Source organism: Nocardioides sp. REDSEA-S30_B4 (assembly GCF_001627265.1).
In the GTDB taxonomy this organism is placed as follows: Bacteria; Actinomycetota; Actinomycetes; order Propionibacteriales; family Nocardioidaceae; genus Nocardioides.
In genome coordinates this window covers 17,793-32,897 of record NZ_LUPI01000043.1, presented here as the reverse complement: position 1 = coordinate 32,897, position 15,105 = coordinate 17,793, and the positions used below count along the sequence as shown (strand labels likewise).

Annotated in this window: 12 protein-coding genes; 8 read left to right on the top strand and 4 right to left on the bottom strand. The window is 72.6% G+C overall.

The window, feature by feature from the left end; translation table 11 throughout:
* Positions 1 to 256 precede the first annotated feature (256 nt).
* A complete protein-coding gene (locus A6R01_RS10140; RefSeq protein ID WP_292605460.1) occupies positions 257 to 1,513 on the bottom strand; it encodes an MFS transporter in 1,257 nt (418 codons plus the stop codon).
* Entirely contained in the window at positions 1,510 to 2,760 is a 1,251-nt protein-coding gene (locus A6R01_RS10135) for an aminotransferase class V-fold PLP-dependent enzyme (RefSeq protein ID WP_292605458.1), read from the bottom strand. Before A6R01_RS10135 ends, A6R01_RS10140 begins: the two co-directional genes overlap by 4 nt.
* Positions 2,761 to 2,898: 138 nt before the next feature.
* On the opposite strand from A6R01_RS10135, the gene A6R01_RS10130 reads away from it, so the two are divergent.
* Positions 2,899 to 4,428, top strand: coding sequence for a carboxyl transferase domain-containing protein (locus A6R01_RS10130; protein WP_292605456.1), 1,530 nt, complete (start codon positions 2,899 to 2,901; stop codon positions 4,426 to 4,428).
* 39 nt (positions 4,429 to 4,467) lie between these two features.
* On the top strand, positions 4,468 to 5,007 hold the full coding sequence (locus tag A6R01_RS10125; protein ID WP_292605454.1) for a dihydrofolate reductase family protein: 540 nt from the start codon (positions 4,468 to 4,470) through the stop codon (positions 5,005 to 5,007).
* Positions 5,008 to 5,124: 117 nt separating this feature from the next.
* Here A6R01_RS10125 and ilvD read toward each other — a convergent pair whose 3' ends face one another.
* On the bottom strand, positions 5,125 to 6,813 hold the full coding sequence (ilvD, locus tag A6R01_RS10120; protein WP_292605451.1) for a dihydroxy-acid dehydratase: 1,689 nt from the start codon (positions 6,811 to 6,813) through the stop codon (positions 5,125 to 5,127).
* A 92-nt stretch (positions 6,814 to 6,905) separates the two neighbouring features.
* Here ilvD and A6R01_RS10115 point away from each other — a divergent pair, with 92 nt between their 5' ends.
* Together A6R01_RS10115 and A6R01_RS10110 are read left to right on the top strand one after the other, a co-directional pair.
* Positions 6,906 to 7,670 carry an HAD-IA family hydrolase gene (locus A6R01_RS10115; protein ID WP_292605449.1) on the top strand — a complete coding sequence of 255 codons (765 nt, stop codon included), beginning with the start codon at positions 6,906 to 6,908 and terminating at the stop codon, positions 7,668 to 7,670.
* On the top strand, positions 7,667 to 10,246 hold the full coding sequence (locus tag A6R01_RS10110; protein ID WP_292605447.1) for a glycosyl hydrolase family 65 protein: 2,580 nt from the start codon (positions 7,667 to 7,669) through the stop codon (positions 10,244 to 10,246). Before A6R01_RS10115 ends, A6R01_RS10110 begins: the two co-directional genes overlap by 4 nt.
* Positions 10,247 to 10,346: 100 nt before the next feature.
* Here A6R01_RS10110 and A6R01_RS10105 read toward each other — a convergent pair whose 3' ends face one another.
* Positions 10,347 to 11,432: an exo-alpha-sialidase gene (locus A6R01_RS10105; RefSeq protein ID WP_292605445.1), complete on the bottom strand. Its 1,086-nt coding sequence runs from the start codon at positions 11,430 to 11,432 to the stop codon at positions 10,347 to 10,349.
* A 50-nt stretch (positions 11,433 to 11,482) separates the two neighbouring features.
* Between A6R01_RS10105 and A6R01_RS10100 the strand changes: the two genes are divergently transcribed.
* The 4 genes from A6R01_RS10100 (at position 11,483) to A6R01_RS10085 (ending at position 15,040) form a co-directional block, all read left to right on the top strand.
* Positions 11,483 to 12,358, top strand: coding sequence for an EamA family transporter (locus A6R01_RS10100; protein WP_292605443.1), 876 nt, complete (start codon positions 11,483 to 11,485; stop codon positions 12,356 to 12,358).
* Positions 12,359 to 12,565: 207 nt separating this feature from the next.
* A complete protein-coding gene (locus A6R01_RS10095) occupies positions 12,566 to 12,916 on the top strand; it encodes a hypothetical protein (RefSeq protein ID WP_292605441.1) in 351 nt (116 codons plus the stop codon).
* 43 nt (positions 12,917 to 12,959) lie between these two features.
* Positions 12,960 to 13,874, top strand: a complete 915-nt coding sequence (locus A6R01_RS10090) for an alpha/beta hydrolase (protein ID WP_292605440.1) — start codon at positions 12,960 to 12,962, stop codon at positions 13,872 to 13,874.
* Entirely contained in the window at positions 13,871 to 15,040 is a 1,170-nt protein-coding gene (locus A6R01_RS10085; protein ID WP_292605439.1) for a PQQ-dependent sugar dehydrogenase, read from the top strand. The genes A6R01_RS10090 and A6R01_RS10085 overlap by 4 nt, the downstream gene beginning before the upstream one ends.
* Positions 15,041 to 15,105: the final 65 nt, after the last annotated feature.

Sequence of the window (15,105 nt, the reverse complement as noted above, 5' to 3'; positions counted from 1 at the left end):
CTAGCGTCACGACCGGCGCGCCCGCTCCCCAGGGCTCCGTGAGCGAGCATCGCGCCAGGACGGTGCCCCCTGTGTCCAGCCCCGCCCGGTCCAGCCATGCCAGGTTCCGCTACGCCCGCCCCCTCGACCTCGCCGACGGTCGGGGCGTCGAGCGGGTGGTGCCCCTACCCGTTCCTCGACGTCGGCGAGGAAGGGGCCGTCTCGGTGGCCGTCACCTCGGTCGTGATCACGCTGCTCATCCTCGGCGTCATGGCGCTCATCGGGTGGCTGGACCGTCGCCTACCGGCTCCTGGGTCTCCTTCTGGAGGGTCTCCCGAGCCACCAGCCACGGCAGGAGCGCCACGAGGCTGACCAGCCCGGTCACGACGAAGGCGGCCTCGAAGCCGGCCCGGTCGGCCACCACGCCGATGAGGACGGGCCCGAGGATCGCGCCCCCGTCCTGCGCCATCTGGAAGGTGCTGAGCACCGTGCCGCCGCTGCGCTCGTTGCCGATGACGTCGGCGACGGTCGCCTGCTGGCCGGGGTTGACCATGCCCGCGCCGAACCCGGAGACGGCCGAGAGCCCCAGCAGCACCCACAGGCTCTCGCTGAAGCCCATCAGCCCCAACGTCACCGCCGTGGTCGCCAGACCGGCCAGCACCATCGGCCGGCGACCCACCGAGTCCGCCACCCTCCCGGAGAACTGCAGGCTCGACGCCGTGCCCGCCGCCGCCACCGCGAGCGCCACACCGGCGACCCAGGTGTCGTCGTGGACCGCCACCGCGAACTGCGGGACCACCGCCACGCGGACGCCGAAGTTGGCCCAGCCGTTGGCGAACGCCGAGGCCAGCGCGGCGCGGTACGCCGAGTCCCGCAGCCCCTCCCCCAGCCGCATCGGCGGGGCGGGGGTCGCGGTCGGGTCGGGCCGCAGGCTGGCGCCGGACAGCCGGACCCCGACCACCAGCGCCGCGACGACCAGCGCGACGGCGTACGCGACGAAGGGGACGCGCAGTCCGAACCCGGCCATCAGGCCCCCGAGGACGGGGCCGAGCATGCCGCCGATGAGGAAGGAGCTGGCGTAGGCCGACGACACGCGTCCACGCATCGTCGGGGGCGCCAGGCGCACCAGCAGCGCCATCGCCGAGACCGTGAACATCGTCGAGCCGAGCCCGCCGATGCCGCGGAAGACCAGCAGCTGCCAGTAGGTCTGCGCCACGGCGGTCAGCAGCGAGGAGGCCGCGACGACGCACAGCCCGGTCATGTAGACCCACCGCTCCCCCAGCCGCGCGACCAGCACGCCGGAGCCGGGCGCGCCGAGCAGCCGGAAGAACGCGAAGATCGACACCACGACCGAGGCCGCCGCGACGCCGACGTCGAAGCTGCGCGCGTAGGCCGGCAGCACCGGGCTGATCAGGCCGAAGCCGATCGCGATGACGAAGGCCGAGGCGATCAGGACCTTGATCTCGCCGGGGATGGGTGGTCTCGACGCCCGCTCGCTGGCGCTCGCTGCTCGACCACCGTCGTGGGTGCTCACGAGGAGGCCAGCACCTCGGCGGCCGCGCGCATTCCCTCCTCCACCTCGGCGAAGGAGGTCGACAGCGGGGCCAGGCCGATCCGCAGCCCACCGGGGTCGCGGTAGTCGGGGATGACGTCGCGCTCCCACAGCCTCGCGACGACCTCCCGCATGCGGGGATGGTCGACCGTGACGTGCCCGCCGCGCAGACCGGGGTCGCGGGGCGAGGCGACCTCCGCGCCGAGGGGCGCGAGCAGGTCGTCGGCCAGCCCGATCGCGTACGACGTCAGCGACACGGACTTGGCGCGCACCGCCTCCATGCCGACCTCGGCGATCGTGGCGACCGTGTCGCGCAGCCCCAGCATCCCCACGATCGGCGGGGTGCCCGAGATCATCCGGCGGATGCCCGGGGCCGGGGTCCAGTCCGGCCCCATCGCGAACGGGTCGGCGTGGCCCATCCAGCCCGTCACCGGCTGGTCGAGCACGTGGTGGTGCCGCTCGGCGGCGTAGACGAACGCGGGCGACCCGGGGCCGCCGCCGAGGTACTTGTAGGTGCAGCCGACGGCCAGGTCGACGCCCCAGTCGTCGAGGGCCAGCGGCACCGAGCCGACCGAGTGCGAGAGGTCCCAGAGCACGACCGCGCCCACGTCGCGAGCGGCCCGGGTGATCCCCTCGGCGTCGGCGAGCCAGGCCGAGCGGTAGGCGACGTGGCTGAGCAGGACGACCGCGGTGTCCCCGGAGAGCTCGGCCGCCAAGTCCTCGGTGGAGACGCCGCCGGCAGGGTCGACCTCGACCCACCGCAGGCTCAGCCCGAGCTCCCGCGCGACCGACGCGGCGACGTACCTGTCGGTCGGGAAGTCGTCGCGGCACAGCACCAGCTCGTGCCGGCCCGGCCGCAGCGCGCAGGCCGCCCGCAGCGCCTTGTAGAGCAGCACGGTCGTGGAGTCGCCGACCGTGGTCTGGCCGGGCGCCGCGCCCAGGCAGGCCGCAGCGATCTCGTCGCCGACGACCAGCGGGAGCTCCATCCAGGACTCGTCCCAGCCGCGGATCAGCCGACCGCCCCACTCGGCCTCGACGAAGGTCGCGAGCCGCTCGGCCGTGACCCGCAGCGGGCGGCCCAGCGAGTTGCCGTCGAAGTAGACCAGGGAGGTCTCGCTGCCGACGTACCTCTCGCGCAGGTGCGCCAACGGGTCCGCGGCGTCGAGAGTGGCTGCGTCGAGGTCGGCTGCGTCGAGTTCGGCGGCTGCTCGGCGGGGGTGCGTGCTCACGGCGCATGTCTACCCCGTCCGCCCCGCCGAGACGTCACCCGCGCACGGCCGAGACGTCACTCGCGCACGGCCCAAAGGTCACCGGCGCACGGCCGAGAGGTCACGGGCGCACGGCCGGGCAGGTGGCATGCTCCCCGCATGAGCATCCGTCCCGAGCTGCTGGAGGTGCTCGCACGGCGGGCCCTGACCGAGGACTCCGCCCGCCCCGAGGCCGTCGAGAGGCTGCACGCGCGCGGCGGTCGCACCGCCCGGGAGAACCTCGCGGCGCTCGTCGACGAGGGCTCCTTCGTGGAGTACGGGCGCTTCGTGACTGCAGCCCAGGCCCAGCGCCGCCCCCTCGACGAACTGCTGGACCGCAGCGTGGCCGACGGGATCGTGGGCGGGCTCGCCACCATCGACGGGCAGCAGGTCGCCGTGATGTCCTACGACTACCTCGTCATGGCCGGCACCCAGGGGATGCGGGGCCACCGCAAGACCGACCGTCTCATCGACGTCATCGAGCGGCTCGGGCTGCCGACCGTGTTCTTCGCCGCCGGCGGGGGTGGGCGGCCCGGGGACACCGACATCCCGCTGGTCTCGGCCCTGGACGTGACGACGTTCGCGGCGTGGGCGCGGCTCTCGGGCCGGGTGCCGCGGATCGCGGTCGTCGAGGACAACTGCTTCGCGGGCAACGCGGTCATCGCCGGCTGCTCCGACCTCGTCGTCGCCACCGAGCGCGCCTCCCTCGGCATGGGCGGCCCCGCGATGATCGCGGGCGGCGGCCTCGGCGACGTCGCCGCCGCCGACGTCGGGCCGATCGAGGTGATGGAGGCCAACGGGGTCGTCGACGTCACCACCGACGACGCCGTGGGGACCGCGCGCGAGCTCATCGGCTACTTCCTCGGTCGCTCGGCGGGCTGGACCGCGCCGGACCAGGCACCGCTGCGCGACGCCGTGCCCGAGGGCGAGCGCACCGCCTACGAGCTGCTGCCGATCGTCGAGACGATCTGCGACGAGGACTCGGTGACGGTGCTGCGACCTGCCTTCGCCCCCGAGCTGCTCACCGCGCTCGGCCGGATCGAGGGCCGCACCGTCGGGGTCCTCGGCAACGACACCCGGCACTGGGCGGGCGCGATCACCGCGGACGCCGGCGACAAGGCCGCCCGCTTCCTCCAGCTCTGTGACGCCCACGGCTTCCCGGTCGTCTCACTGGTGGACACCCCCGGGATGATGGTCGGCGCCGACGCGGAGCGCACCGGGCTGGTCCGCCACACCTCGCGGCTGCTGGTCGCCGCGGCGCGGATGGAGGTGCCGCTGGTCGGCGTGGTGCTGCGGCGCGGCTACGGCCTCGGTGCCCAGGCGATGCTCGGGGGCAGCACCCACGAGCCGCTCATGACACTGGCGTGGCCTGGCGCGCACCTCGGCGCGATGGGGCTCGAGGGGGCGGTACGGCTCTCGATGCGCCGCGAGCTCGAGGCGATCGAGGACGAGGAGCAGCGTGAGGCGCGGTTGCGGGAGCTGACGGCGTACGCCCAGGCGAGCTCGACGGCGCTGGAGGTCGCCCGCGTCTTCGAGATCGACGACGTCATCGACCCGGCCGAGACCCGCGGGGTGCTGGCACGGCTGCTCGACGCTGTTGATCGTGACGGACGCCTGAGGGGCAGCGGACGGCCGGTCGACACGTGGTGAGCCGATGAGTTCCGGCGCGCCGACCGGTCTGACCCCTTCATGAGGAAGCTGATCGTCACCGAGTTCATCACCCTGGACGGCGTCATGGAGGACCCGAGCTGGACCTTCTCGGAGGTCCCGTTCGAGGAGGCGGCCTACGACATCAAGGGCCGCGAGCAGGAGGAGGCCAGTGCGCTGCTGCTCGGCCGGGTCTCCCACGACGAGTTCGCCCCGGTGTGGCCCTCGATGGAGGAGTTCGAGGCCTACAACGCGATGCCGAAGTACGTCGTCTCCTCGACGCTGCAGGGCTCGGACTGGAACAACACCCACGTGCTGCGCTCTCTCGACGACGTCGCCGCTCTCAAGGCACGGACCGACGAGGGCGACGGCCCGATCTACGTGCACGGGTCGGCCACCCTGTCCCAGGGCCTGTTCTCCGCCGGGCTGGTCGACCGGCTGCACCTGCTCGTGTTCCCGCTCGTCCTGGGCACGGGCAAGAGGCTGTTCGCCGACCCCGGCGAGAAGGTCAAGCTCGAGCTGGTCGAGCACGCGGCGTCCGCCAGCGGGGTCACGCTGCAGGTGCTCGACGTCGTGCACTGACCGGCGCCGGCGTGCGGCGCCGACCTCTCGGCCGTGCGCGAGTGACCTCTCGGCCGTGCGTCAGCGACGTCTCGGCCGTGCGCGAGCGACGTCTCGGCGGGGAGGGCGGTGCGCCGGTCAGCCCGTCACGGCTCCGTGGGCGGCGGAGGAGACGATCTTGGCGTACTTGCCAAGGACGCCCTTGGTGTACTTCGGCGGGTTCGGGGCCCAGCCCTCCTTGCGGGAGTCCCAGTCCTCGCCCTGCTCGACCTCGAGGGTGCGGTTGAGGACGTCGAGGGTGATCTTGTCGCCGTCACGGACGAACGCGATCGGGCCGCCGTCGACGGCCTCGGGGGCGATGTGCCCGACGCACAGGCCGGTGGTGCCGCCGGAGAAGCGTCCGTCGGTGAGCAGCAGGACGTCCTTGCCGAGGCCGGCACCCTTGATGGCTCCGGTGATGGCGAGCATCTCGCGCATGCCGGGGCCGCCCTTGGGGCCCTCGTAGCGGATGACCACGACGTCGTTGGCCACGATCCTGCCCTCGGCCAGCGCGTCCATCGCGGCACGCTCGCCGTCGAAGACCCGGGCGGTGCCCTCGAAGACGGTCTCGTCGAAGCCGGCCGACTTCACCACGGCGCCGTCGGGGGCCAGCGAGCCCTTGAGGATGGTCAGGCCGCCCGTCTTGTGGATCGGGCGCTCCAAGGAGCGGATGACGTCGTCGTCGAGCGCCGGCGGGTTCAGGTCGGCGAGGTTCTCGGCGAGCGTCTTGCCGGTGACGGTCAGCGCGTCGCCGTGCATGAGGCCGGCGTCGAGCAGCGCCTTCATCACCACGGGGATGCCGCCGATCTTGTCGACGTCGTTCATGACGTACTTGCCGAACGGCTTGAGGTCGCCGAGGTGCGGCACCTTGTCGCCGATGCGGTTGAAGTCGTCGATGCTCAGGGGCACCTCGGCCTCGCGGGCGATCGCGAGCAGGTGCAGCACGGCGTTGGTGGAACCACCCAGCGCCATCACCACGGTGATGGCGTTCTCGAAGGCCTCCATCGTCATGATCTGGCGGGCGGTGATGCCCTTCGCGATCAGGTTCACCACGGCCTCGCCTGAGCGGTGGGCGAAGCCGTCGCGGCGACGGTCGACGGCCGGCGGGGCGGCCGACCCGGGCAGCGACATGCCGAGCGCCTCGCCGACGGCGGCCATCGTGTTGGCGGTGTACATGCCGCCGCAGGCGCCCTCGCCGGGGCAGATCGCGCGCTCGATGCGGTCGACCTCGTCGCGGCTGATCCTGCCGGCCAGGCAGGCGCCGACGGCCTCGAAGGCGTCGATGATCGTGACGTCCTTGCCGTCGACCTGGCCGGGCATGATCGAGCCGGCGTAGAGGAAGACGCTGGCCAGGTCCAGGCGGGCGGCGGCCATCAGCATGCCGGGCAGCGACTTGTCGCAGCCCGCCAGCAGCACCGAGCCGTCGAGGCGCTCGGCGTTCATCACGACCTCGACGGAGTCGGCGATGACCTCGCGGGAGACCAGCGAGAAGTGCATGCCCTCGTGGCCCATGGAGATGCCGTCGGAGACCGAAATGGTGCCGAACTCCAGCGGGTAGCCCTGGGCGGCGTGCACACCGTTCTTGACCGCCTTGGCCAGCCGGTCCAGCGACAGGTTGCAGGGGGTGATCTCGTTCCAGCTGGACGCGACGCCGATCTGCGGCTTCTCCCAGTCCTCGTCGCCCATGCCTACCGCCCGCAGCATCCCTCGCGACGCGGCCCGCTCGAGACCGTCGGTGACGTCGCGGGAGCGGGGCTTGAGGTCAGGGGTGCTGTCGGGTCCGGTCATGGGGGAAAGCCTACGTGCGACGGCCCTCACGCTCTCGACACGTCTCAACCCTCCGGCTGCGCGGCTGCACACCGACGCCCTAGCCTCTTCGGGTGACTGGATCCCATGCCGCTCCCCCGACGGTGACCTGGCCCGACCACGCCGCCGTCCTCTTCGACCTCGACGGCGTCATCACGCCCACGGCCGAGGTGCACATGCGCGCCTGGGCTGAGATGTTCAATGAGTTCCTCCGAGGCTACGACGGCCCCGCCGAGGACACCTCGCCCTACACCGACGCCGACTACTTCGCCCACGTCGACGGCAAGCCGCGCTACGACGGCGTCCGCGACTTCCTGGCCTCGCGCGGCATCTCGCTGCCCGAGTCCGGCACCGACCTGTCGGTGGTCACGCTGGGCGACCGCAAGAACGACGCCTTCAACGCCGTGCTCGAGCGCGACGGCGTCGACCCCTACCCCGGCACGGTCGCGCTGCTCGACCACCTGCGCGACCTCGGTACGCCGCTGGCGATCGTCTCCTCGAGCGCCAACGCCCCCGCGGTGCTGGAGGCCGCCGGGCTGTCGGACCGCTTCTCGACGATCGTCGACGGTCGCGTCGCTGCCGCCGAGGGCCTGCCGGGCAAGCCTGCGCCCGACACCTTCCAGCACGCCGCGGACACCCTCGGGGTCCCCCGGGAGGCGGCCGTGGTCGTGGAGGACGCGGTCTCCGGCGTACGCGCGGGTGCGGCGGGGGGCTTCGCGCTGGTCGTCGGCGTGGACCGCGGGGCCGGCCACGACGTGCTGGCCGGCGCCGGCGCCGACGTCGTCGTCTCCGACCTGCTCGAGCTCGTGCCGGCCTCGTCCGACGGAGCGTCCGCGTGAGCCGGGGGCAGGTCCACGGCGACCCGCTGGACCGCTCGCGCTTCCCCGTCGACCCGTGGCGGCTGGTCGAGCGGACGCCCAGCGACCACGACCTCGGCGTGACCGAGACGCTGTTCACGGTGGCCAACGGCTACCTCGGCATGCGCGGCAACCCCGAGGAGGGGCGCGACGCGTTCGCGCACGGCACCTTCGTCAACGGCTTCCACGAGACATGGGAGATCCGGCACGCGGAGGCCGCCTACGGCTTCGCCCGCACCGGCCAGACGATCGTCAACGTCCCCGACGCCAAGCTGATGAAGCTCTACGTCGACGACGAGCCGCTGATCCTCGGCACCGCCGATCTCGAGCACTACGAGCGCATCCTCGACTTCCGTGACGGTGTGCTGCGCCGCTCGCTGGTGTGGCGCACCCCGTCGGGCAAGCGGGTCAAGGTCGACTCGACCCGGATGGTGTCGATGACCCAGCGTCACCTCGCGCTGCTGACCCTCGAGGTCACCATGCTCGAGGGCGACGCCCCGATCGTGATCTCCTCCCAGCTGCTCAACCGCCAGGACGGCACCGACGAGTACCACGACGCCGCCGAGGCCATGGGCGCCGGCGTCGACCCCCGCAAGGCCGGCACCTTCGAGCACCGTGTGCTGCTGCCGCGGATGAGCCGGGTCGAGGACGACCGCATGCTGCTGGGCTACCAGTGCGCGTCGTCGAGGATGACGATCGCGGTCGCCGCCGACCACACCCTGCACACCCACGACGACGCCGACGTCGTGGTCCGTCACGACGACGACCTGGCCAAGATGGTCTTCCGGGTCCAGGCCGACCAGGGCCGCCCGGTGCGCCTGGAGAAGGTCGTCGCCTACCACTCCTCGCGCGGAGTGCCGGTGCGCGAGCTGGCCGACCGGTGCGACCGCACCCTGGACCGCGCCGCCCGGGCGGGCATCGGCGAGGCCTTGGCCGAACAGCGCGCCTGGTTCGACACGTTCTGGGACGCCGCCGACGTCGACACGCTCTCCGAGCGCTCCGACGACGAGGCCCGCGCGACCCAGCAGGCGATCAGGTTCAACCTGTTCTCCCTGGCGCAGGCCTCCGCACGCGCCGACCAGTGGGGCGTGCCGGCCAAGGGCGTGACCGGCTCGGGCTACGAGGGTCACTACTTCTGGGACTCCGAGATCTACGTCGCGCCGTTCCTGACCTACACCCAGCCGGCCCTGGCCAAGAACCTCCTGCACTTCCGCTCCCGGATGCTCGACGCCGCGCGGCACCGGGCAGCGGAGATGGCACAGAAGGGCGCGCTCTTCCCGTGGCGCACCATCAACGGCGAGGAGGCATCGGCCTACTACGCCGCCGGCACCGCGCAGGTCCACATCGACGCCGACGTGGTCTACGCCCTGAGCCAGTACCTCGCCGCCACCGACGACGTGGGCTTCCTGCTGCGCCACGGCATCGACATCCTCGTGGAGACCTCGCGGATGTGGGCCGACCTCGGCTTCTGGCGCGAGAACGGGACACCGACCTTCCACATCCACGGCGTGACCGGGCCTGACGAGTACACGACGGTCGTCAACAACAACCTGTTCACCAACGTCATGGCGCGGCACAACCTCGAGCAGGCCGTCGCCGCCGTCGAGCGGATCCGTCGCGACCACCCGGTCGACTTCCGCCAGATCTGCACCCGCCTCGGCCTCGACGACGAGGAGGTCGCGGAGTGGGCGCGCTGCGCGGAGGGGATGCACATCCCCTTCGACGAGGGCCTGGGCATCCACCCCCAGGACGACTTCTTCCTCGACCGCGAGGTGTGGGACCTCTCCCGCACCCCCGACGAGCTGCGGCCGCTGCTGCTGCACTACCACCCGCTGGTCATCTACCGCTTCCAGGTGCTCAAGCAGGCCGACGTGGTGCTCGCGCTGTTCCTGCAGGGCGACCGGTTCACCGACGCCGAGAAGCGCGCCGACTTCGAGTACTACGACCCGATCACCACCGGCGACTCCACGCTCTCGGCCGTCGTGCAGTCGGTCATGGCCGCCGAGGTCGGCTACCACGAGCAGGCCTGGGACTACTTCCTCCAGGCGTTGTACGTCGACCTCGCCAACCTGCACGGCAACACCGTCGACGGCATGCACATCGCCTCGACCGGCGGCGTCTGGTCGGCGCTGGTCTGCGGCTTCGGCGGCATGCGCGACCGCGGCGGTCGGCTGACGTTCGACCCGCGGCTCCCCGACGCCTTCGACCAGCTCACCTTCTCGCTGGTGTGGCGCGGCTCGCGGGTCCGGGTGCGGCTGGCCGAGGACGCGATGACGTTCACCGTGGTCGCGGGCACGGGCGGGGTCCCGGTGTCCGTCCGCGGGAGCGAGCACGTGGTGCATGCCGACGAGCCCCTCGTCGTACCCCTCGGTGAGGCCGGCGCCGCCGGCACCCGCCTCGCACGCCCCCTCGACGAGCACCCCCAGCTCGGCGGCACCCGCGCCGACGGCTCCAAGATCACCGCCGGCGTGCCCGAGCCGATCCCGATGCCTGAGGACGAGCCCGACCACGCGGGTCCTCCTCCGACCGAGCCGCCCGCCTTCGGCCTCCAGGACTGACCCACACACCCGACGCCGAGCCGGCGCATCAATACGCCGGCTCGGCGTCGGACGTGAGTCGAACCGGCGCATCTATGCGCCGGTTCGACGTGTGGGCGGCTCAGACCGCGGCCGCTCGCACGCACATCACGTCCGGCAGGTCGCGTACGGCGCACAGCCACGTCTCCCCGGCATCGGGCGAGACCCACACCGACCCGTTGCGCGCGCCGACGTAGACGCCCGCCCTGGCGTGGTCGTCGACTGCCATGGCGTCGCGCATGACTCCGACGTAGAAGCTGTCGGGCAGCCGCCCCGCACCCAGCTCCTCCCACGAGTCGCCGGCGTCGCGCGAGCGCCAGACCCGCGCCTTCGCACCGACCGGGTAGCGCCCCTCGCCCCCGCCGAGCGGGAAGGTGTAGATCGTGTCGGGCTCGTGCGGGTGGACCACCATGGGGAAGCCGAAGTCCGAGGGCAGGCCCTCGGCGATCGAGGTGTAGGAGCGGCCCTCGTCGTCGGAGCGGAAGACGCCGCCGTGGTTCTGGACGTAGAGCCGCTCGGGGCGCGAGGGGTGCCGGGCGACCTTGTGCACGCACTGCCCGTAGGGCGGGTACTGCTGGCCCTCGGGCAGGAAGATCGCTGAGATGCCCTGACTGCGCGGCGACCAGGTGCCGCCGTCGTCCGTGGTCTGGTAGACGCCACCCGTCGAGATCGCAGCCGTCACGGACGTGGGGTCGCTGGGGTGCGGCAGGATCGTGTGGAACGCCTGTCCGCCGAAGCCGGCGCCCCACTCGGCGCGGTGCGGGTGGTCCCAGAGACCGCGCTCGAGGCTGTAGGTCTCCCCGCCGTCGGTGGAGCGGAAGATCGCCCCGGGCTCGGTGCCGGCCCACACCACCCCCGGCTCGGCGCCGGCCGTCAACTGCCAGACCCGCTCGACCGAGGCGTCGACGTCGTCGGGGAAGCGGGGGGCCTGCTCGGCGTCGCGCCAGGTCTCACCGAGGTCCTCGCTGATGCGGACCTGCGGCCCCAGCCAGGACGAGGAGGCGCCCACCAGGAGGCGCGGCGTGGTCCCGCGGGTGTCCACCAGGCAGGAGTAGACCTCCTCCATGTCGCTGTGCGGGCCGCTCCACTCCCAGTCCAGCCTCGCCTCGTCGGAGCGCCCGACCCAGAGCCCCTTGCGCGTGCCCACCATCACCACCGTGCTCGCCACGGCTGCCTCCCGTCCGTCGTCCGCCACATCCGATCACCTAGGTTGACCCGGTGACCGGGCCGACCTCATCGAACACCTCGGCACCGACGGTGTCACCGGTCTGGCTCGTCCTCATCGGGATCGCCTCGGTCCAGCTCGGTGCCGGCTTCGCCAAGTCGTTGTTCGACGACGTCGCACCGACCACCATCGTGTGGCTGCGCCTGGCCACCAGCGTGCTGGTCCTGGTGGCGGTGCTGCGACCCCGCGTGCGGGGCCGCAGCCGCGAGGACTGGATGGTCGTGCTCGCCTTCGGCCTCAGCCTCGGGTTGATGAACTGGGCCATCTACCAGTCCTTCGCCCGCATCCCGCTCGGGGTCGCGGTGACGATCGAGTTCATCGGGCCGCTCGCGCTCGCCGTGCTGGGCTCGCGACGGCCGCGCGACCTGCTGTGGGTGGTGCTGGCCGGCGCCGGGGTGCTGCTGCTCGGCTTCGACGGCGACCACCTCGACGCCGCCGGGGTCGGGTTCGCCCTCCTCGCGGGAGGGTCGTGGGCGGCGTACATCCTGCTCAGCGCCAGGACCGGGCAGCGCTGGCAGGGGCTGGACGGCCTTGCCGTGGCGAGCGTCGTCGCCACCGTCCTCCTCACACCGCTGGCGATCGGCATCGGCGGGTCCGACCTGGTGGATCCCCGGGTGCTGCTCATCGGTGCCGCCGTCGGCGTGCTGTCGTCGGTGATCCCCTACAGCTGCGAGCTGGTCGCGCTGCGCACCCTCTCCCCCGGCGTCTTCGGCATCCTGATGAGCCTCGAGCCGGCCGCCGCCGCGCTCGCCGGGATCGTGGTGCTGGGCGAGCTGCTCGGCCCCCCGCAGTACGCCGCCATCGCATGCGTCGTCGCGGCCAGCGTCGGGGCGACCCGCAGCGGGCAGCAGGCGGTCCTGCGCGACTGACCTCTCCCGCCGAGCCGGCGCGTCCTTCCGGAAGGTTGCGCCGGCTCGGCACCCCTTCAGCCGCCTGTGGATGGCCGGGTGCGGACCCATTCACGTAGACGTCACACGCCCGCCCTTGTGAGAGCCCTCTCACCTCCTAGGGTGGGTGACGTACCCGCCGCTGGCCCCACCCACTGGCTCCCTGTTCCCCCGGAGGAGGCGTCCCACATGCAGTCCCAGGCACGCCGCCTCACCGTGCTCACCACGACGCGCAGCGTCTCCGGCTCCGCCTGGCAGGTCCTCGCCTCGAAGCTGCCCCTCACCTCACGGTTGCAGAGCTCGCTGGTGACCTCGGTACACCGGTGGGCCGTGGACTCCCAGCGCTCCGCGTGCCGCAACGCCATGGTCGCCGGCACCGCCCTGGCGGTGCGTCGAGCCGAGCGCGAGGAGGTCGAGGACTTCTTCGCCGGCAGGGTCCCGGGTACGGCGACCGAGCAGGACCGGCTCGACGCCCTCCAGCTGGAGTCGACGTCCGCCCCGGACGCACAGGGTCACCCGGGTCACACGGCCCACGGCTGAGCACCGCCCCCACGCACTCCGCCGCTGGGGCACAATCGCGGGCATGCCGACCTCTGCGGCCCGACCGGTCACCACCTCCCCCGTCACCTTCCACGAGGTGCTCTCCGACGACGGCACCCTGCTGCGTGCGTGGACCAACGACCCCGACGGCACCAAGCCGGGCCCCACGGTCGTGCTCTGCAACGGCCTGGGCACCAACCCGTGGACCTGGCCCGCGCTGCTCGACCCCGCCTGCGAGGTCCGGGTCGTGTCGTGGAACCACCGCGGCACCGGCGGCTCCCAGCGCCCCACCGACCCCGAGCGCTGCGGGATCGAGGAGTTCGTCGAGGACGGCCTCTCGGTCATGGACCACTTCGGCGTCGCCAAGGGCGTGCTGATGGGCTGGTCGATGGGCGTGAACACGATGTTCGAGCTGGCCTTCCGCCACCCCGAGCGGGTCTCCGGCCTCTTCGCGGTCGCCGGCGTCCCCGGCGACACCTTCGCCACCATGCTGGGCCCGCTGCACCTGCCGCACGTCGTGGCCCGCACCCTCACCATCAACGCCACCCGCGTCGCCAAGCACGCCGGCTGGGCGCTCACCCCGATCGCCCGCCGCCTCCCCATCGGCAAGCGCGCCGTGGACCTGCTCAGCCACAGCGGCTTCATGCTGCCCGTGAAGGACCCGGAGATCACCGCGAAGGCGGTGACCGAGTTCCTCACCACCCCGATGGGCTGGTACTTCCACCTCGCGCTGCGCACCTCCGAGCACGGCCGTGTCTCCCTGCGCAACATTCGGGTGCCCGCGACCTTCGTCGCCGGCCGGTGGGACGTCCTGGCCGGCGCGCGTGACATGCGCACCGCCGCCGACCGCATCGAGGGCGCGACCTACGTCGAGCTCCCGGGCAGCCACTTCCTCGGTCTCGAGCACCCCGACGAGGTGCACGCGCTGCTCCTGGAGCTGCTCGAGAAGGTCTCGTGACCCGCCTGCGCCGGGGCGTCGCTGCCGCCGCGGTGCTGCCGCTCGCGCTGACCGGCTGCCTGCAGGAGGGCAGCACGTCCACGGTCACGATCATCGAGACCACCGCGACCGGCACCCCGCTGCCCGCCCCGACCACCGCACCTTCGAGCACGGCCCCCACCGAGGAGCCGACCGGGACCGACGCCGCGGAGGAGTCGGGCCCCCCGGAGCAGGTCGGCACCATCGCCACCGGTCTCGCGGTGCCGTGGGGCATCGCGTTCCTGCCGAACGGCGACGCGGTCGTGACCGAGCGCGACTCCACGCGCGTGCTGCTGCTCCGCGGGCCCGAGCACGAGGTCGTCGAGGTCGCCACGGTCGACGCCGCCGCGCCCGCGGGCGAGGGCGGGCTCCTCGGGGTGGCCGTCTCCCCGTCGTACGACGACGACGGGCTCGTCTACCTCTACCTCACCACCCCCAGCGACAACCGGGTCGTGCGCGGCGTCCTCGACGGTGACCGCCTCGGGGACCTCGAGCCGGTGCTGACCGGCATCCCCAACGGCTTCATCCACGACGGCGGGCAGCTGGTCTTCGGACCCGACGGCTACCTGTACGTGTCCACCGGTGAGGCCGGCGACCCGCCGCGTGCCGCCGACCCCGACGACCTGGGCGGCAAGGTCCTGCGGATCACCCCCGACGGCGACCCCGCACCCGGCAATCCCGACCCGGACTCCCCCGTGTGGTCCCTCGGGCACCGCAACATCCAGGGTCTCGCCTTCGTGGGCACCAAGCTGTGGGCCTCGGAGTTCGGGCAGGACCGCTTCGACGAGCTGAACCTGATCACCGCCGGTCGCGACTACGGCTGGCCGGCCGTCGAGGGCGAGGGCGGCAAGGGGCAGGGGTACGTCGACCCCCAGGTCACGTGGGCCACCGACGATGCCTCGCCCTCGGGGCTGGCATACGCCGACGGCCGGCTGTGGCTCGGTGCGCTCAAGGGTCAGCGACTGTGGCGGGTGGAGGTGAAGGGCAAGAGGGCCCGCAAGCCCCGCGCGTTCTTCGTCGGCGACCACGGGCGGCTGCGCTCGGTCGTCGCCGCCCCCGACGGCACCCTCTGGGTCACCACCAGCAACCGCGACGGCCGGGGCTCCCCCGTCGACGGGGACGACAGGATCCTGCAGATCCGGCCCTGAGCGGACCCGGCCGGGTTTGTCGGCTGGCCGACAGACCCGGGAGTGGGACGACAATGCTTCGTCGT

What these genes read in the sequence shown, in the direction of transcription:
- A6R01_RS10130 (WP_292605456.1), top strand. Translation starts at nt 2,899, where the DNA reads ATGAGCATCCGTCCCGAGCTGCTGGAGGTGCTCGCACGGCGGGCCCTG.
- A6R01_RS10125 (WP_292605454.1), top strand. Translation starts at nt 4,468, where the DNA reads ATGAGGAAGCTGATCGTCACCGAGTTCATCACCCTGGACGGCGTCATG.
- ilvD (WP_292605451.1), bottom strand. Translation starts at nt 6,813, where the DNA reads ATGACCGGACCCGACAGCACCCCTGACCTCAAGCCCCGCTCCCGCGAC.
- A6R01_RS10095 (WP_292605441.1), top strand. Translation starts at nt 12,566, where the DNA reads ATGCAGTCCCAGGCACGCCGCCTCACCGTGCTCACCACGACGCGCAGC.
- A6R01_RS10090 (WP_292605440.1), top strand. Translation starts at nt 12,960, where the DNA reads ATGCCGACCTCTGCGGCCCGACCGGTCACCACCTCCCCCGTCACCTTC.